Origin of the sequence: Marinomonas spartinae (genome assembly GCF_900089775.1) — a bacterium.
GTDB classification, from domain to species: domain Bacteria; phylum Pseudomonadota; class Gammaproteobacteria; order Pseudomonadales; family Marinomonadaceae; genus Marinomonas; species Marinomonas spartinae.
In genome coordinates, this window is sequence record NZ_FLOB01000001.1 from 744807 (window position 1) to 762381 (window position 17575).

Consider the following 17575-nt stretch of genomic DNA (forward strand, 5'->3'; position numbering starts at 1 on the left):
CAAAGCGCCCATCATGGATGGGCGCAGATAAGACAAGCCTTTTCTAGTTAACCGCGACTGCTTATTGGGCGGCTATAGTGGCGACTTTAAGTTCATCTTTCACTTGTTTTACATCCGTTGTGTTACGCGCTATCTGCACCGCTAGCTGTTTTTCTGCATCGCTTTTTACATCCCCTGTGAGAGTGACGATGCCTTTATCAACATCAATGTGTATTTTGGTTCCTTCTATGTTTTGGTTCCATAAATAGCGGGTTTTTAATACGGTCGCAATTTTTGTATCGATCAAGGTACTTTTAGCTTGATCTGTCATGTCGCTTTTATCGGCACCCTTTGGTGAGTTTGCGGGTGTATCAGCAATAGTGATGTTGTTTTTAACTTCTTTAACACCCTGCAAACCTTGGACAAGTTCGCCTGCAAGGTCCTTATCGGTACTGTTATCTGTGGTGCCCGTTAAGGTCACGACACCATCTTTTACGCTGGTCTTGATGTGAAAGGCATTAACGTGCTGATTGAATAGTAAAGTAGCTTCCGCTTTGCCATCAATCCATGCGTCTTTCGCCCGGTCAGTCCAATGATCATTTGTCTGGGCGTGCGCGGCACCGGCAGTGAGTGCTGATACGAAAAGGATGGACATGATTGTATTCTTCATAGTGCTCTCCTTATTTTTAAAATGGCCATAGCGTGACTGAAGTTGTTTTCTGTCTCATGACCTTTTATTTGCTGTGAAGAGGATAATGCGATGATCGTGCCAAAACATAAGCTTATGAAATTAAAGGAATTTGTTTTTATTCGCTCATAGGAGCTTATTACCTTTTTACAAAACGAATTGTAAAAAGGATGTGCCCCAACTTAGTTATTGCAAAAAATTGGCGTCTTCTGATGGTTTGCCCTGGTTGCGTGCGTAAACTTTTGCTTACTTTTAGGTGTGATTCGCTGCTATGGTTGTGGGTACTCCGTTTTTGATTGTTATCACTAGGGTCTTTCATGTTGCAAAAAATCGCACTGTGCTTGTTCGTTGGCTGTTTTGTTCATTTGGCGTGGGCTGATCAAGAAGTGAAAAAAGCCGAGTCTAAGAATCATACCTCTGCTAAAACCGCTGTTGTGAAGAAGGCTGAATTAGCGAAAAAGACCGATGTTGCAAAAAAAACAGTGGTTAAGAGCAAAAGCAAGGCGCTAACAAAAGATTCGATGAAGACGGTCTTTGAACTTGAGCGTAGTGTGGCCATTTTACAGGTGTCCAGTGCCTCTTTGGATGATGTGCAAGATCTGCAAAAACAAATCGACAAACTGAAACATCACTTTGCTATAACCTCATCCATTATCGATAGAATGAACTTGCTATCGGTGGTTATTGTCTTGCTTTTTATAGTGATTTTAGCCTTGGGTTGGTATATACGGAAATTGTCTAAACGTTTGTCTTTATATTCTAGTACGCCCTTTTCTGTGAACGAAAAAACAGTGAAAGAACAAGGAGACAACAATGGTTAGTCAGACAGCATTGCTCATTATTGATATGCAAAATGGTATGGCTTGGTCGCAAGCGGGAGAGCGTAATAACCCAGGTGCGGAACGAGAGATTGCGGAGCTGTTATCCCATTGGCGTTTGAACAATGCACCTATTGTGCATATTCATCACTTGTCGCAGGAAGAAGACTCTTTATTTTGGCCAGAGCAGGAAGGGGTCATGGTTCAAGAAGCCTTTATACCCTTATCGGGGGAAAAAGTTATTGAGAAATACGTGCCCGATGCTTTTACTCACTCGGATTTGCAATCATGGCTGGAAGGGCAGCAGATTGGTCGGTTAGTGGTGGTGGGAGTCAGTACTAATCACTCGATTGAGTCGACCGTTCGGACCGCTGGGAACATCGGCTTTACCACCTATGTTGTTAGTAGTGCTTGTTTCGCTTTTTCTACACTGGATTTTGATGGGCGTGAGCGAAGTGCAGAAGAGGTTCACGCCATGTCACTAGCCAATCTCCATGGTGCGTATGCTACTGTAATTTCTCAAGCGGATGCGTTCGAACTTCTGGAAACTTAAGTTTGTTCGGTGGCATACGATTAGTCACTAAATGGGCTGTCTAGTTCAGTTGATCTCTGTCTCATGCGCTAAAGTATTTTCTCCTAACCATGTTCAAATAAAATTGTACTTTTTTAAAATTGTTTTGAATTCAAAACAATTTTAAAAAAAGCTTTTTCTCTCGTATTGACTACTCTTATTTAGCGAAAATCTAAAAAAACATATCAAAAATAGCCTTTTATAAGCAATAAATCTCATTTTCTGAATAATGTTCCTTCGTGGTCAAAGCTTTTTGTTTTCGCTACACTAGTCATACGTATGTGAAAAAGTGCAATTAAGGAAGCTTTTATGACTGAAAAAAATCAGGATACTGGGATTAGTCGTCCGGGTCTGCTGCTTGCCCTGACTCCTGTCGTCTTAACACTTATGGTATTAGGGGTACAGATTTTTTATTTTGGCGACTTCACTCCGCACATTCCGCTTGCTATCGGTCTTGCACTTACCTCACTCGTTGGTATAAAACTTGGTTTTAAATGGAAAGATATAGAAGAAGGGATCTTTCACGTTATCCATATTGCGTTACCCTCGGTTTCGGTGCTGATTTGTGTTGGTATGATTATCGGCGTCTGGATCGCGAGTGGTACCGTACCGACTCTCATTTATTACGGTTTAACCATTCTGTCTCCGCAGATCTTTCTGGTTGCTGCCATGCTGCTGTGTTCTGTTGTATCTGTGTCGCTTGGGACATCTTGGGGGACAGTCGGGACTGTAGGTCTTGCCCTAATGGGCATTGGCGCAGGGTTTGATGTGCCTGTGTACTGGACGGCGGGTGCTGTTGTTTCCGGTGCCTTTTTTGGGGATAAAATTTCCCCACTGTCAGATACCACTAACTTGGCCCCAGCGGTAACGGGAACCAATGTGTTCTCTCACATTAAAAATATGATGCCAACGACATTGCCAGCTATGATAGCCGCCGTAATTATTTACTTAGCTGCTGGCTTTATGCTGGTGCATGATGGCGAGGTGTCTTTTGCTAAGATTAATAGCATTACGACGGAGCTACAAAAGCATTTTGTTATCTCTCCTTGGTTATTGCTACCGGCATTGTTGGTCATTGTCTTAGCCGTTAAACGTATTGCACCTATTCCTTCTCTATTTGCTGGTGTCGTAGCCGGCGCAATAACCGCCATGATTGCGCAAGGCAATGGCATTCACGAAGTGGTGACCTTTGCTAACAGTGGCTACACTATTAATACCGACGTGACGGCCATTAATACTCTGCTGAACCGTGGTGGTATTCAATCCATGATGTGGACTATTTCTCTTGTTCTGATTGCTTTAGGGTTTGGTGGTGCGTTGGAGAGAACGGGTTGCTTGGAAACCATCATACTGGCTATTTTGACTAAGATTCATAAGTTTAAAGACATTCAAACCGCAGCCGTTTGTACTTCCATTTCGACTAACTTAGTCGCAGGCGACCCTTACTTATCCATCGCCTTGCCTGGCCGTATGTACTCTCCTGTTTATCGTGGTATGAAGTACTCTACTTTGAACTTATCCCGAGCGCTTGAAGAAGGGGGAACCTTAGTATCGCCACTTATTCCTTGGAATGCGGGTGGTGCTTTTGTGATTAGTGCGTTGGGGCTGGGGATCTCAGACGGCAATTTTGAAAACCTTCTGTATATTCCTTTAGCGTTTGCTTGTTGGTTGTCGCCAGTATTGGGAATTTTTTATGCTCAGCTTGGTTTCTTTTCGCCAAAAGCCTCTGCAGAAGAATTGGCGCAGTGGAAAGAGCAGGGTGAGGATTCACTAACGCCTGAAGAAGCACGCGAGAATGCCGAGGAAACATTAGCGTCACAGCAAACCTAACGCTTGCTTAGGTGATTCTGATTAAGGCCTCTGTCTTATTGACTGGGGCCTTTTCGTTCTGGAGTCACCTCTTGGCGATGGTATCGCTTTGCTTATTTATCTTCAACGATGCACATCGGGGTGTTGGCGATAGGATCACGATGAATTTGTGCGTTGAGATCAAAAACAGTCCGTAGCATGTCCTTTGTTAATACCGCTTCCGGCGTTCCCTGTGTATTGATTTGACCCTGCTTCATGACAATCAAGTGATCGCAATAACGCGCCGCCTGGTTGATATCGTGCAGGACCGTCACGATGGTCTTTCCGGATAGGTTGAGTTGACGAAGTAGATGCATCAGCTCCACTTGATGGTTTAAGTCCATGTAAGTGGTTGGTTCATCAAGGAGTAAGTAGGGCGTGTCTTGGGCAAGTGTCATGGCGAGCCAGACACGCTGACGCTGACCTCCTGATAACTCGCTCACTAACTGCTCTGCTAAACTAGTGACTCCCGTTTCTTGCATCACTTTATCAACAATGGTGTGATCGTCTTTCGTTAATTTCCCCCAAAAACCTGTATAAGGACTGCGCCCATAAGAGATAAGGTCCTTCACCTTGATGCCTTCAGGAATGGGTTGAGTTTGTGGCAATAACGCCAGTTGTTTTGCTAAGGCTTTGGAAGGCATTTGGTGAAGGTTTTTTCCGCACCAATGTACTTCACCTGTGATCGGAGCCAGAATGCGCGCCATGGCTTTCAGCAAAGTCGATTTACCGCAGCCATTTGGCCCAAGTAAAGCAACCATTTTTCCGTCTGGTATGGCCAGTGAGACTTGGCTGACAATGGTTTTGCCATGATAGCCAATACAGACATTATGAGTACTAAGAGACATAAATCATTTTGTCCTGATAAGTAACCAAAGAAAATAAGGGGCACCAAGTACTGCCGTCATGATCCCCGCTGGTAATTCAATCGGTGGATCGATTGTGCGTGCCACTAAATCGGCCATCAGCAGTAAGACGGCGCCCACTAACATAGTGGCTGGCAGCAGAGCTTGGTGACGACCACCAAATAATTTGCGCGCAAGATGGGGAGCGACTAAGCCTAAGAAACTAATAGGGCCACAAATTGACACAGCCGCGGCAGTTAGTGCCACCGCAACGGCCAAGGCGATGAGCCGAAGTAAGTTGACTCTTGCGCCAAGACTAACGGCACTGTCTTCGCCAAGATGAAGGAGGTTCAAGGGCTTTGCCAAGTACAGCGCACATGGAATGAGCACAAGCCAAGGGAGTAGCATGGTAATTTGCGGCCAACTACGGCCCCATAAGCTGCCTGTTAACCAAAGCAACGCGTTATTGATTTCTAATGGCTTGATCAACATTAAAAAATCGACTGTACTGGCATAAAAGGTTGCCAGAGCTACCCCAGTAATCGCCAGTTTTATCGTGCTGCTGCGATGACCACATAACCACCATAAAATCAGTGCTGCGCACAGGCCGCCAGCTAAGGCCACCGCCGGAAGCCAAGAGATGCTCGAATGTGGAAAATAGATCATATACACCACGGCGGCAAGGCCCGCTCCGTGGCTGACGCCGAGAATGTCCGGTGATGCTAAGGGGTTACGAATCACCCCTTGAACGAGAGCCCCGGCAAGAGCGAGCATGGCGCCCACTAGTATTGCCAGTAGGGTACGAGGTAAACGGTATTCGTGGATGGTGAAGTAGCTATCACTGCCCGGTTGAAATCCGCGCAAAACATCATGTAATGACAGTGAGATGGCACCGAATAGCAAATTCGCTATGACTAATGAGATCAACAACACACTAATAATGAAAAAAGGAATATATCGGCTCATAGAGTGCGTTGCCTAACCAGATAGATAAAAAACGGTGCGCCTATTAATGCTAAAACTGCCCCTGCCGGAGTTTCCATAGGAAAGATAATAGAGCGACTGATGATGTCTGAGAGGACGACCAGCATGGCGCCTAATAGCATAGCGAGAGGTAAAAAACGCCGGTGATCTTGTCCACCAATCATTTTGGCCATGTGTGGGACGAGTAAGCCAACAAAGCCAATGGAACCCACTGAGCTGATAGCGCTGGCAACCAGTAGTAATACTAAGAAGCTTCCAGCCAGCTTGGTGAGAATAAGTGACGCACCTAAGTTGCGGGCATTCTCTTCCCCCAGTTGCAGGATATTTAACGTTGGCGAGAGCATAAGACTACCCAATAAACCGAATAAAGAGATAGGCCATAGGTGATCAAAGGTAGCCCATCGGGCGTTTGCTAAACTGCCAGCTAGCCAGGTCAAGACACCTGAGGCCTGATCTTCTGCCATAATGATGGAGGCTTTAGTGAGTGCCGCACAAAGCGCCGAAATGGCCACTCCCGCCAACACTAAACGACTGGAATCGTTGCCTCCTTTCCATGCCCTTCCCAGTACCATAACCAAAGTCCAAGTCATCCCGCCACCAATAATGGCGGCAACAGAGGTACCTAATAGACCAAACCAAGGGGCGATGGTCGAGACTGTCGCCATGCCAAGCGCGGCACCAGCATTGACTCCAAGCACGGAGGGTGAAGCCAGCGGGTTTTGTGTTAGGCCTTGCATCACCACGCCGGCTGCGGCCAAAGAAGCACCGACGAGTATACCCATCAAGGTGCGAGGTAAGCGCAAATCTTGCACAATATGTTGAGGGATACTGGTATTGTCCATATTAAACAAGGCGTTCACGGCATCCACCGGTGTAATTGGTACCGCAGACCAGCTAAATAAACTGATCCAAGCGATGACCAATAAGCTTGCTCCTAATAAAAGGCACTGCCAGGCAAAGGGAAGTCGCGTTTGTATCATTGTTGCGGTGCGATTTGATTGGGATGAAATAAATTGACTAAGTCTTGCCCCATCCGTTCCGCCGCCATGATGCCTCGACAGCGTGACCAAACATTGGGATTCACGTAAAGGATGTGATGTTCACGAGCGGCTTTTAATACCGACCACAGTGGTTCTTTTTCCCACTTATCCACAATGCTGGGATGGGTGTAGTTGCCAATAATCAAGTAATCAGGGTTAATGCTAAGCAGCTGTTCCAAGCTGGTTTGGCGAGACGCTGAATCGTTTTTTCCGGTATGCGCGTTGGCTAAGCCAAGGGCTCGAATAACACCGCCAGCATAAGAGTCGGCAGTATGTAAAAAGAGAGTGTCGTCTCGGGCAACCCCAAATTGAACCACCACGCCTTTTGGTAATTGCTTAGCATAGGCGGCCATAATTTTCTGATGCTTTGCTAGACGCGCTTGCATTTCTTTGTTTTTACCAATCACTTTGCCAATGATCGCAGCCGCTTTGAGACTGTCCTGATAGGTTTCGCGGCGTGATGGCAAAATAAGGGTTGGCGCGATTTTTTGTAGATCCGCATAGACTCCTTCATGGCGAGAGATATCGGCAATAATGAGGTCGGGTTTTAATGCTGCTATGGTTTCTAAGCTAGGCTGTGAACGTGTGCCGACCGATGTCCAAGGTTTGATGATCTTACGGACGGCCGGTAATACACGGCTTGGGTCTTTATCGTCCGCGATACCAATGGGACTGACTCCGACAGATGCTAGCGCATCGGCAAAGGAAAACTCTAATACCACTATGCGCTTAGGTCGATAATCGATTGTGAAAGTCCCTTTGCTATCCTGGACTGTTATTGGCTTATCTAAGGTGTTTGCCGAGTGGGAGCCATGACTTGAAGCTGCTTGGCTCAACGCAGAGAAAAGAAGCGTCGAGGCACAAGTCAGCGCCATGATTAGGAAGTGTCTCATTGAATCTTGGTTCTTTGCTGATGAAGAATTTAATGATAACACTTCTCAATAGTATTTATCTATTGTTATGGCGCTTGATTTGCTAGCTCTTGAAGTGTCGGACGTTTCTTTTTCATTTAGGTGCAACTATTTCGTCGTCTTGTTACTTGTACCATTATCATAGCTTGAGTCGCCCGAGCACTGCAAAAAATGGATGATTGCGATTCTGTTGAGGGCTGATTTATTGCTTTATATAGGCTAGTGCTTGTTGAAACACAGAGTCAGCATCTTGGCTAATATCAAGGCTAAAAGCTTCGCTTTGTGAGGGTTCTATAAGGGTGGCAAACTGACTTTTTAACATATCTTGGCCTTTAAAATAGTGCCCGTTGCGTTTTTGATGACGTTGCCAAATGGTATCGAAATCCCCCTTAAGGTACAGCATGGAGACATCATCAAGATCTTTTTTCAGCATGTCTCGGTATTCCGGTTTAAGGCCAGAGCAAGCGACGACAGCGCATTCATGATTTTTTAATAAGGCATTTAACGTGGACAACCATCCAAAACGGTCTTGATCGGATAATGGAATACCTTTGCTCATTTTCTCGATGTTCGACGAGTTGTGATAATCGTCGCCATCAAAAAAGGGATAGCCTAATGCGTCGGCTAGACGTTTACCTATCAATGATTTACCGGATCCTGAGACACCCAGAACGACAATCTTTTTTCCCATGAATGAAGCCTCTTACTTAATAAGCCTATAATGTGTTGCTGTGCGACGAGTGATGAATCATCACGCAACGCCTTCCTGTATAAATGTTAACAATGATACATGTATTACTTCCACCAAAACGCTAGCTATGGGAATTTAGGTCGTTTGTTACCGGTAACTTTTTGGTGTCGTCAAGCTTTTGTTAGTCTCTTCTTTGATTCTTATTTTAATGTTTTGAAATTTTTAGTGATTTTTTGATATTGGTCTTGGTAAAACGCAAATTTATGATGGGGTAGTCGATTAAAAAAATAACCTATAGTAGGATCGTTATCATTCAATATTTCTATATTATGGTATATGAACATAGGTTGTTTTTTTATTATTTAGGCTGTGGTTTTATCATTGATGTCAGAAATTTTTCTTAAATTACTAAATAGACCTAAGCAAGCTTGTATTTTTGTATTTATAACCACGCTATTGATTTGTGGGTATGTTGCATTTGTGTTTTATAAACTAGAAGTACAAGATGAAAAAGACATGGCTATGGCGCTAGCGAAAAGTCATGCGTCGACTTTAATGAATACGTTGAGTAAAAGTACGTCGGCTAATTATGCATTTGCTGCCATGATACAAAAATCCCAAGGAGATCCCGACGGTTTTTCGTATTTTGCAGACTCGTTGAAGCCCTTGTACCCTGATGTTACCTTGTTCTCACTGGCTCCCCAAGGCGTGATTCAGTATATCTATCCATTAAAAAAGCATGAAAAAGCTCTACACAAACACCTGCCGATTAGTAACGAAGAAAAGCATCATAATATAAGTGGTCAGGCGCGTCGATCCGTTACATTCCAAGGGCCAGTACATCTTTTCTCGGATAAGCAAGAGGTCGTTGCCTCCTTCCCTATCTATTTGCCCAATGAGCAAGGACACGCGGCTTTTTGGGGATTGAGTATTACCACAATTGATCTTACTGACTTGATTCGTCGATTAGATTTTCAGAGCGTGATTAATCGACATTTAGATTACCAGTTGACCAGTATTGCTCTGTCGCCAAACGCGAAAGAACAGACACTATCGGCTTCCCAAAATATTGCTTCTAATCAGCATGCTATTCATCTTGATATCCCAGTCCAAGGGATGATGTGGCGTCTATATCTTGCACCTGAGGGGGCGTGGATTCCTGCATGGATGACTTGGTTAGGCGTGTTACTGGTTATATTTGTCAGTTTATTGGCCTCATGCTTTGTCTATTGGTGCCTAAAGAATCGACTCATTAATCATGATCTTGAAAGCTTAGTGAATAAGAGAGTTGGTGCATTAAAGACCTCTAATAAGCGTTTAAAGACATTATTGAATGCGATGCCGGATTCGGTTTATGAGGTAGGAGTAGACGGTTGCATTATTGCCTATCATTCACCACGTATCGAGCAGGACTATCGTTTTCTTGGTTCACCTTTGGGAGTGGACTATAGAGCGTTTTTTCCAATTAGCGTGGGGGCGGTATTTGAAGAGGCGATACATTGTGCAAAAGAGTATGGAATAACCAAAGGCCATGAGTGCTATTTAGAGACTGAATTAGGGCGTCGATGGTATGAAGTGTCAGCAACCTATTCCCAGTCGGATGATGAAATAGACGGCTTTTTTGTTGTGATTACCCGTGAAGTGACCTTTCGAAAATCTGTGGAGTCGGAACTTCGTATTGCCGCCACGGCTTTTCGAACGCAAGACGGTATTTTAATTACTGATACGCAAAATCGCATTGTACGAGTGAATGCTGCTTTTGAGAAGATAACGGGTTATACAGAGAAAGAAGTTATAGGCAAAACCCCCGCTATTATCAGCTCTGGTCGCCATTCCAAAGCGTTCTTCCGTGATATGTATGAACATATTGAAAAGTGTGAAGGATGGGAGGGAGAAATCTGGAACCGTCGAAAGGACGGTGAAATATTCCCTGAATGGCTGAGTATTTCTGTGGTAAAAGATGAGCGTGGCGTATTAACTCATTACGTGGCGACGTTCAAAGACATAACTGAAACCAAAGATAATGAACGTCGTATTAACCAGTTGAATTATTACGACAGCTTAACGCGTTTGGCTAATCGTCGTTTGATCACCAAAGATCTTGATCATATTTTGGAAAGTGGCATTTTAACGTTTCGTCGCAGTGCATTGTTGTTTGTTGATATAGACCATTTTAAAGATGTGAATGATCTTAGAGGGCATTTGGTTGGGGATGCGCTATTGCAACAAATTGCATCGCGTTTGATGGATTCGACACGCTCGGGGGATATTGTGTCTCGCTTTGGTGGCGATGAGTTTCTGATTATGTTGGAAGATGTGGATGTCTCTGTTTCAGAAGATAGAATTGCTTATCGCGCTAAGCATGTTGCTGAAAAAATCATGACGGCGCTGAGTGTGCCGTTTGAGCTGGGTGGCGCGCCTTATCATCTCTCCGCTAGTATTGGTATTGCTCTATTTGGCAAAGAAACAAGCAATAGTGAAGAAATTATAAAGCAGGCTGAGCTTGCTTTGTATGAAGCCAAAGGACGCGGTCGTAACCAAGTATGCTTTTACGCTCCTCAAATGCACGAAAAAGTATTAGAACGTGTGACGTTAGACAGTGATTTTAGGCGGGCCTTAGCTGAAGAACAATTTGTTTTATATTACCAGCCACAATGGACGGCAAACAAAGAAATGAAGGGGGTAGAAGCTCTAGTTCGGTGGCGGCACCCGGAAAAAGGCATGATCTCCCCAGTGTATTTTATCCCGTTTGCTGAAGAGTCAAAATTAATTCTACCCTTGGGAGATTGGGTGTTGAGAACAGCGTTGAAACAATTGGCTGACTGGCAACAGGATCCAGCGTTAAAGCATTTGATCATGTCTGTGAATGTTAGCGCGTTGCAGTTTTCCCAAGAAGGCTTTGTGTCACAAGTAAAAGAGGTGATTTATCAAACGGGTATCCCACCAGCACAATTACAAATTGAGCTCACTGAGAGTATGTTGGTGCATGATCAATTCGATATCATTCAAAAGATGCAGTCTCTCAAACAGTTAGGCGTCCTGATTTCGTTAGACGATTTTGGGACTGGCTATTCCTCGTTATCGTATCTTCAACAACTGCCTATCGATCAACTTAAAATTGACCAGTCATTTATTCGAGCGATACAAGAAAGTGATAAACAAGCTTCTCTTGCCGCTTCTATTATCGGCTTAGGACATAACCTTCATATGGAAGTGATTGCTGAGGGGGTGGAAACACAAGCTCAATTTGATTGGTTAAAGCAGCACGAATGTGATTTGTTTCAGGGGTTTTTACTGGCTCGTCCCATGTCGATAGATACATTTTGTTACTAATAATGATTGTGTGTACATAATCTTACTGTTTCTCATTTACATCAAAAGGTACGCTTATGGTACGGTGGGGTTTACGTGGTAAGTCGTTGTTTGTACTAGCGAGTACGAGCGTTTTTGCTTTATTAATGGTGGCAATGATTGGCTGGTATTTTGTTCAAAAAGGGCAAGAGTATTCGGCTGAAAATTATGCGAATAGTTTTACCGAGTTAAATTATCAGAGAATGTTGACACCTATTTCTCGAGAATTGGCTTTAGCGCAGCAATTTGCGCATTCTCCCATTGTCAAAGCGTGGATTAGGAAGCCAGATGACCCTATGTTGAAGAGGCAATGGTTACAAGAAACGCAGAGTTATCTCAACGCCTTTCAAAGCCATAATATGTTCTTGATAAATGACGCGACAAAACAATACTTCTTCGCTGACCCAAAAAGTCCATTGTCAATGACGCCCAAATATACTTTAGATGTCAGTAAGCCTGCTGACAATTGGTATTTTTTAGCTCGTCAACAGCATGTGCCATTTATTATTAATGTAAATTACGACTCAGTATTAAAGGTGATAAAAGTCTGGATTGATGTCCATATTGTTGACCATGGACAGTTCTTGGGGATGACTGGGACAGGGCTGTCTTTAGACCATTTCATTAAACAGTTTGCTGATAACGCCGTTCCTGGGGTAACTCCCTTTGTTATCAATGCCAATGGTAGTATCGAAATTCATCATGACGAAAGTCTGATTGCCTATAGCTCGATGAATGGTAAGGACAAAAAACATTCTATTTATGCATTATTGGATAGTGATGAGTCCAAAGCAAAAGTGAAAGAAGCTTTAAAAGAAGCTCGCCATAACAAGGGAAAGGTCGTCACTATTAAGGTGGAACAAGGTGGACGCAAGCAATTAATGGCGTTTGTGTATTTTCCATTGTTAGATTGGTATGTAGTGACCAATATCGATTTAAACAAGGTCAGTTTGTTTCATTCTAATCTTATTTTGCCGACGCTTGGTGTATTTGTACTATTGCTGATTTTGCTTTTAAGTTTTTTTGGACTGGTGATTGAGCGTTTATTGATTACCCCCATTAGAGAACTGCAACAATCGGCAAAAAGCATTGCTAGCGGTTCTTATGATGTGTCTTTAGTCTCCCGTGGTAACGATGAAATCGGTGATTTAAGTAAGACGTTTAATACCATGGCTCAACAGGTTCGAAACCATACTCAAGAGTTAGAGGAACAAGTTCAAAAACGTACTGCTGAGTTGGAAGAGGCACACCAAAAAGTGGTGGATGCGCATCGTAAAATAGGCGCCTCTATCGATTATGCCAGTTTGATTCAAAAGTCGATTTTACCGGATCGGCAAATGTATCAGTTTTTAGGTGATCAGCACAGTGTTATTTGGCGACCAAGAGATGTGGTTGGAGGTGACTTTTATGTGTTCCATAAAACGGACGAGGGGTGTTTATTAGGTATCGTCGATTGTGCAGGGCATGGCGTTCCTGGTGCACTGATGACGATGTTGATGCGTGCTGCCATTGATTATGCGATAGGCCATGTAGGTATTCAAAATCCAGCGGCTTTGCTCAGTTCAATCGATACCACCTTGCGATCTATGTTGAATGAAGAACTCAGTGCCAACAAGGTAGCTACCAATGCCGATGTCGGGTTAGTTTATGTGCCTAATCAGGGGGACTTTATTCGCTTTTCTGGTGCTAAAATTACGCTTTATGGCAGTAATGGTGATGACATCATCAAGCAAAAATCAGGACGAAGAGCATTGGGGGATAGACGAGTAGGCGAGTATAACAATACCGAATTACCTATGTCTGGCTGGACTTATTATATGACGACTGACGGTTTTTTAGACCAGGCGGGGGGCGAGAAGAACTTTGGTTTTGGTAATCAACGTTTTGAAGGGTTAATAAAGGATAACGCCGCTTTACCTCTTAAGGATCAAGCGGACTTTTTTGAAGCTGCTCTAGATGAATATATGGGTGATCAACCTCAGCGAGACGATATCACTTTGCTGTCTTTCCGGTTTGATTCAAAAAATGCACAATAATGAGGTTTGATGGAATGTCCGCACCAAATTTATATGATTTGAGGGAGCGTTTTGAAAAAGACAGGATTCTACTTTGTTTTAATGGTCCTATTTCTCGTAGTCTAATTGAGGAAATAGGTAATGCTCTGAAAAACTATTTGAAATCGGAGCAGATGTCACCGGCTTGTGCATTGGATGTGTTTGCTGCCTATATAGAGCTCACGCAAAATATTCGTCATTATGCGGCATCTTCCCAATTGCCTGGTGTTGAAGTTGCAACGGTGATTGTGAGTTACGATGAAGGCTACTATCGAGTTTCAGCAGGTAATATTGTTAAAGCCAAAGATGGTGAGGCGTTAGTGGCGCGTATTGAAGCATTAGCGAAGTTGGATAAAACCGACTTAAAAGCCCTGTATAAAACTCAGCTGCGCAAACCTCGCGATGAGAATGCCGTTACTGGTGCTGGACTAGGGTTGATTGATATGGCTCGAAAATCGTCAAAACCGATGGAAGCGAGTTTGCAAATGATCGATGGCGAGACCGCTTACTTTAGCTTAAGCATAGAGATTTGAGAGAAAACAATGAAAGATTTGAGAATAGATGGGACCATTTCTTCGCCAACGGTGATAGCTTCTTGGCAAGAAGGTGTTTTATACATGGAAGGTGACTCTTACCCTGAAAACTCCTATGAGTTGTATGCTGAAATGGTGGCCTGGGTCAGTCAATATTTAGCGCAATCGACTTCACCACTGACACTTGAGTTGTCGTTACTGTATTTGAATACCAGTAGTATTAAAGTCATGATGGACATCTTTGATGAAATGGAAGAGTACTTTCAACAAGGTCGTCAGGTCTCGGTGAATTGGTATTTTGATGTAGACAATGAGCGTGTTGCTGAGTTGGCTGAAGAATTCAAAGAAGACTGTCATTTTCCTTTTCAGATTATAGGTAAATAGATGAAGATCAACTTCTCTGAGCTTGAAAAGGAGATTCAAACGATACTCAATACCCCTCAATATAATGACCACCCAGCAAGCCGGGCTTTGCGTCAGTTATGGGAGGTGAATCAAGAGCAGTGGAATAGAATGGATCGGCTAACACGATTATCTGATTCCTATCAGGATATGATGATGCGGCGTGAGAAAAGCTTAAGTGAGCGTTTTGATAAGCACTTGCGACAGCTAGAGAAGATTACTCGAATCTCGGATCGTTATCAGCGTAATTTACGCCAGTTAAACCTTGAATTAGAGAGAACGTCATTAATTGACCCGCTGACGGAGTTGCCCAATCGGCGCTTTATCATGAAGCGTTTATCTTATGCTGTTGAGCATCGAGACGATGCGTTGTCAGAGGGCTTGGTTGTCGCGATGATCGACATTGATTACTTTAAAAAAGTAAATGATCAATTTGGTCATCAGGTGGGGGATGATGTTTTAGTGTCCTTAGGCAAATTAATGAATGACATCATTCATCATTATGGCTCATTAGGTCGATGGGGCGGTGAAGAGTTCCTTGTCATACTGCCTCAACATTCTCAAGAAAAGGCGATTGCTTTGATGGAAAAAGTACGCGATGGGGTGGCCTCTTATCATCTTTCTATTGATCATAAATCCGTTTCGACCAGCATCAGTGTTGGTATTAGCTGTTTTCGCGCAGAAGATTCAATGGACACGCTTCTCTCAAGAGCAGACGATGCCTTATACTTAGCCAAATCCAAAGGCCGTAATTGTCTCATCGTTGGTTCATAAATAGGCTAATGACTGCTGTGACAGACAAAAACAGATATTGCCGCATAAAAAAGGAAAAAGGGCTTCTCATTCTGAGAGGCCCTTTTTTAAAACAACCATTTTGCTCATAAAATAGATCGATCTAGGTTAGTGAGCAAAAGTAGTCGTTTATACATTAACGGCTAAGGTAACATCAATGTTGTTACGAGTGGCGTTGGAATATGGGCAAACTTGATGCGCATCATTCACTAGCTTTTCTGCTTGCGCTTTGTCCATTCCTGTTAGGTTAACTGTTAGTTTCGCGGCAATACCAAAACCCTGATCGATCGGTCCAATGCTGATGGCCGCATCAATTGTGCTGTCTGCTGGCAGTTTTGCTTGCTGCTGAGAAGCCACTAATTGTAGTGCACCCATGAAACATGCTGAGTAGCCTGCTGCGAATAGTTGCTCAGGATTAGTCCCTTCTCCGCCATTACCCCCTAGTTCTTTTGGGGTGCTAAGAGTGACAGATAATTTACCATCGTCGGATTTTGCTTCACCAGTGCGGCCACCTTTAGATGTTGCGTGGGCAGTGTATAGTACTTGGTTTAATGCTGTCATATCTGACTCCTGTTTTTGTCATGGTTTAAACGGGTTGTTACAAGGGGTTATAAAGTAACTGCCCCTGTTGGTTAGTGGCTATTGTTGTAATGCACGAGATTTTGTCTCAGTGCATCCACAACATGTTTGGTCCTGCCAATGTCTTCTAGCGACAGTTGAGACGCACACATAGCCTCTTGAAAAACATTCTCTACTTGGCTTTCTAATGCTTGGCCTTGCTCGGTTAACTCAATAATTACATGTCGTTCATCTTGTTTATCCCGACGACGTGTCAGTAAATTGGCACTTTCCATCCTTTTTAATAAGGGAGTCAGCGTCGCTGAATCTAAGAACAAATCTTCACCAATGTTTGACATGGGATAAGACTTATGATGCCAAAGTAGAATTAACACCAGATATTGCGGGTAAGTGATGCCCAGTGGCTTTAGGAGTTTTCGATACAACTTATTCATCGCCAGAGACGTTGAATAGAGCGAAAAACATAAAAGCTCATTTAATTTGGGAGTATCTTGCATGGCTGACTTACCTTGTTCTTTTATCTGGATGTGTTTCATGATAAATAGTGCACTATTTAATGTCAAGAAATTAAGTAGTGCACTATTTTGTTTTGGTGGATGAGAGTGGTCGAGGAAATCTAATTAGGCTGGCGGCTTAGCGGATTGTCTTGCCATTGCTCATCTTGAGGCTCTGTTGCAAGGTGCTTAGGTTGTTCTGACCAGTGAAGGAGGTTGAGCTCACCTGTTTTTGATTCGGTGAGAGCGGTACAATGTTCAACCCAGTCGCCATCATTGCAATACAATGTCCCCTCTTTTAAAAGAAACGAGGCAAAGTGAATATGACCACAAATATAACCATCAAGGTGCTTGCTTTTAGCGGATTTGAGGGCCGCTGTTTCAAATCGATGGATGAATTCCTTAGCTTTGCCGATATGGCTTTTTAGGTAGCCAGCGAGGGACCAGTAGGGGAGCCTAATAAAACGCCGCACACCATTAATCCACTGGTTTAGTGACAACATAGCTCCATGTGCACGATCACCAATGGCAAGCATCAATGGGCTGATTTTAACCATTTGATCGAACTCGTCACCGTGGCTTACATGGAAATGTCGGCCATCAGCTGTGGTATGGCGAGCGTTAAGACGAATCTCGATGCCCGAGAGTGTTTGTCCTGTGAATTGTCGGAAGAAGGCGTCATGATTACCTGGAATATAAATGACCTGAGTGCCATTTTTTGCCATATACAAAATACGTTCAACAATTCGGTAGTGGAGGTCGATAAAATGTGCTTTACGACGCATTTCTTGGAGATCAATAATATCGCCTACTAGATATAAGGTGTCCGTTTCTATCGTGGTGAGGAAATCCAGTAAATGGGCGGCCTGACATGCCTTAGTCCCTAAGTGCACATCGGATATAAATACCGTTCGAAAAGTCGTTTGCATTGTTTCATCCTATCGATAACGCTATGGCTTTAAGGTTAGATTAAGGATAAAACATGACAAGTCTGA

Annotated in this window: 17 protein-coding genes; 8 read left to right on the top strand and 9 right to left on the bottom strand. The window is 43.6% G+C overall.

The window, feature by feature from the left end; translation table 11 throughout:
* Positions 1-61 precede the first annotated feature (61 nt).
* Positions 62-649, bottom strand: coding sequence for a BON domain-containing protein (locus MSP8886_RS03375; protein ID WP_067012655.1), 588 nt, complete (start codon positions 647-649; stop codon positions 62-64).
* Positions 650-984: 335 nt separating this feature from the next.
* Here MSP8886_RS03375 and MSP8886_RS03380 point away from each other — a divergent pair, with 335 nt between their 5' ends.
* From MSP8886_RS03380 to nhaC, 3 genes are all read left to right on the top strand, one after another.
* Entirely contained in the window at positions 985-1488 is a 504-nt protein-coding gene (locus tag MSP8886_RS03380) for a hypothetical protein (protein ID WP_067012657.1), read from the top strand.
* Positions 1481-2038, top strand: a complete 558-nt coding sequence (locus tag MSP8886_RS03385; protein ID WP_067012660.1) for a cysteine hydrolase family protein — start codon at positions 1481-1483, stop codon at positions 2036-2038. Before MSP8886_RS03380 ends, MSP8886_RS03385 begins: the two co-directional genes overlap by 8 nt.
* Before the next feature lie 327 nt (positions 2039-2365).
* Positions 2366-3886: a Na+/H+ antiporter NhaC gene (gene nhaC, locus MSP8886_RS03390; protein ID WP_067012662.1), complete on the top strand. Its 1521-nt coding sequence runs from the start codon at positions 2366-2368 to the stop codon at positions 3884-3886.
* A 92-nt stretch (positions 3887-3978) separates the two neighbouring features.
* Here the strand turns inward: nhaC and fecE are convergent, their stop codons facing one another.
* The 5 genes from fecE to MSP8886_RS03415 form a co-directional block, all read right to left on the bottom strand.
* On the bottom strand, positions 3979-4752 hold the full coding sequence (gene fecE / locus MSP8886_RS03395; protein WP_067012664.1) for a Fe(3+) dicitrate ABC transporter ATP-binding protein FecE: 774 nt from the start codon (positions 4750-4752) through the stop codon (positions 3979-3981).
* Positions 4753-4755: 3 nt separating this feature from the next.
* Entirely contained in the window at positions 4756-5715 is a 960-nt protein-coding gene (fecD, locus tag MSP8886_RS03400) for a Fe(3+) dicitrate ABC transporter permease subunit FecD (protein ID WP_067012666.1), read from the bottom strand.
* Positions 5712-6656 carry an iron chelate uptake ABC transporter family permease subunit gene (locus MSP8886_RS03405; RefSeq protein ID WP_245659016.1) on the bottom strand — a complete coding sequence of 315 codons (945 nt, stop codon included), beginning with the start codon at positions 6654-6656 and terminating at the stop codon, positions 5712-5714. Before MSP8886_RS03405 ends, fecD begins: the two co-directional genes overlap by 4 nt.
* A 53-nt stretch (positions 6657-6709) precedes the next feature.
* On the bottom strand, positions 6710-7666 hold the full coding sequence (locus tag MSP8886_RS03410) for a Fe(3+) dicitrate ABC transporter substrate-binding protein (protein WP_083200759.1): 957 nt from the start codon (positions 7664-7666) through the stop codon (positions 6710-6712).
* A 220-nt stretch (positions 7667-7886) separates the two neighbouring features.
* Positions 7887-8375, bottom strand: coding sequence for a gluconokinase (locus MSP8886_RS03415; RefSeq protein ID WP_067012668.1), 489 nt, complete (start codon positions 8373-8375; stop codon positions 7887-7889).
* Between the two features lie 480 nt (positions 8376-8855).
* On the opposite strand from MSP8886_RS03415, the gene MSP8886_RS03420 reads away from it, so the two are divergent.
* From MSP8886_RS03420 to MSP8886_RS03440, 5 genes are read left to right on the top strand one after another with little or no spacing between them, the layout of a single operon-like run.
* Positions 8856-11708 carry a bifunctional diguanylate cyclase/phosphodiesterase gene (locus tag MSP8886_RS03420; RefSeq protein WP_175365256.1) on the top strand — a complete coding sequence of 951 codons (2853 nt, stop codon included), beginning with the start codon at positions 8856-8858 and terminating at the stop codon, positions 11706-11708.
* Positions 11709-11764: 56 nt separating this feature from the next.
* Positions 11765-13762 carry a biofilm regulation protein phosphatase SiaA gene (gene siaA, locus MSP8886_RS03425; protein WP_067012671.1) on the top strand — a complete coding sequence of 666 codons (1998 nt, stop codon included), beginning with the start codon at positions 11765-11767 and terminating at the stop codon, positions 13760-13762.
* 14 nt (positions 13763-13776) lie between these two features.
* Positions 13777-14313, top strand: coding sequence for a biofilm regulation protein kinase SiaB (siaB, locus tag MSP8886_RS03430; RefSeq protein WP_067012672.1), 537 nt, complete (start codon positions 13777-13779; stop codon positions 14311-14313).
* Between the two features lie 9 nt (positions 14314-14322).
* Complete coding sequence (gene siaC, locus MSP8886_RS03435) at positions 14323-14697, top strand: biofilm regulation phosphoprotein SiaC (RefSeq protein ID WP_067012674.1); 375 nt, start codon at positions 14323-14325, stop codon at positions 14695-14697.
* The gene (locus tag MSP8886_RS03440; protein WP_067012676.1) at positions 14698-15489 is read left to right on the top strand and encodes a diguanylate cyclase domain-containing protein; all 792 of its coding nucleotides are present in this window, start codon (positions 14698-14700) and stop codon (positions 15487-15489) included.
* Between the two features lie 147 nt (positions 15490-15636).
* Here the strand turns inward: MSP8886_RS03440 and MSP8886_RS03445 are convergent, their stop codons facing one another.
* The 3 genes from MSP8886_RS03445 to MSP8886_RS03455 form a co-directional block, all read right to left on the bottom strand.
* A complete protein-coding gene (locus MSP8886_RS03445) occupies positions 15637-16068 on the bottom strand; it encodes an organic hydroperoxide resistance protein (RefSeq protein ID WP_067012678.1) in 432 nt (143 codons plus the stop codon).
* A gap of 71 nt (positions 16069-16139) precedes the next feature.
* Complete coding sequence (locus tag MSP8886_RS03450; RefSeq protein WP_067012680.1) at positions 16140-16622, bottom strand: MarR family winged helix-turn-helix transcriptional regulator; 483 nt, start codon at positions 16620-16622, stop codon at positions 16140-16142.
* Positions 16623-16702: 80 nt separating this feature from the next.
* Positions 16703-17509 carry a UDP-2,3-diacylglucosamine diphosphatase gene (locus MSP8886_RS03455; protein ID WP_067012682.1) on the bottom strand — a complete coding sequence of 269 codons (807 nt, stop codon included), beginning with the start codon at positions 17507-17509 and terminating at the stop codon, positions 16703-16705.
* Positions 17510-17575: the final 66 nt, after the last annotated feature.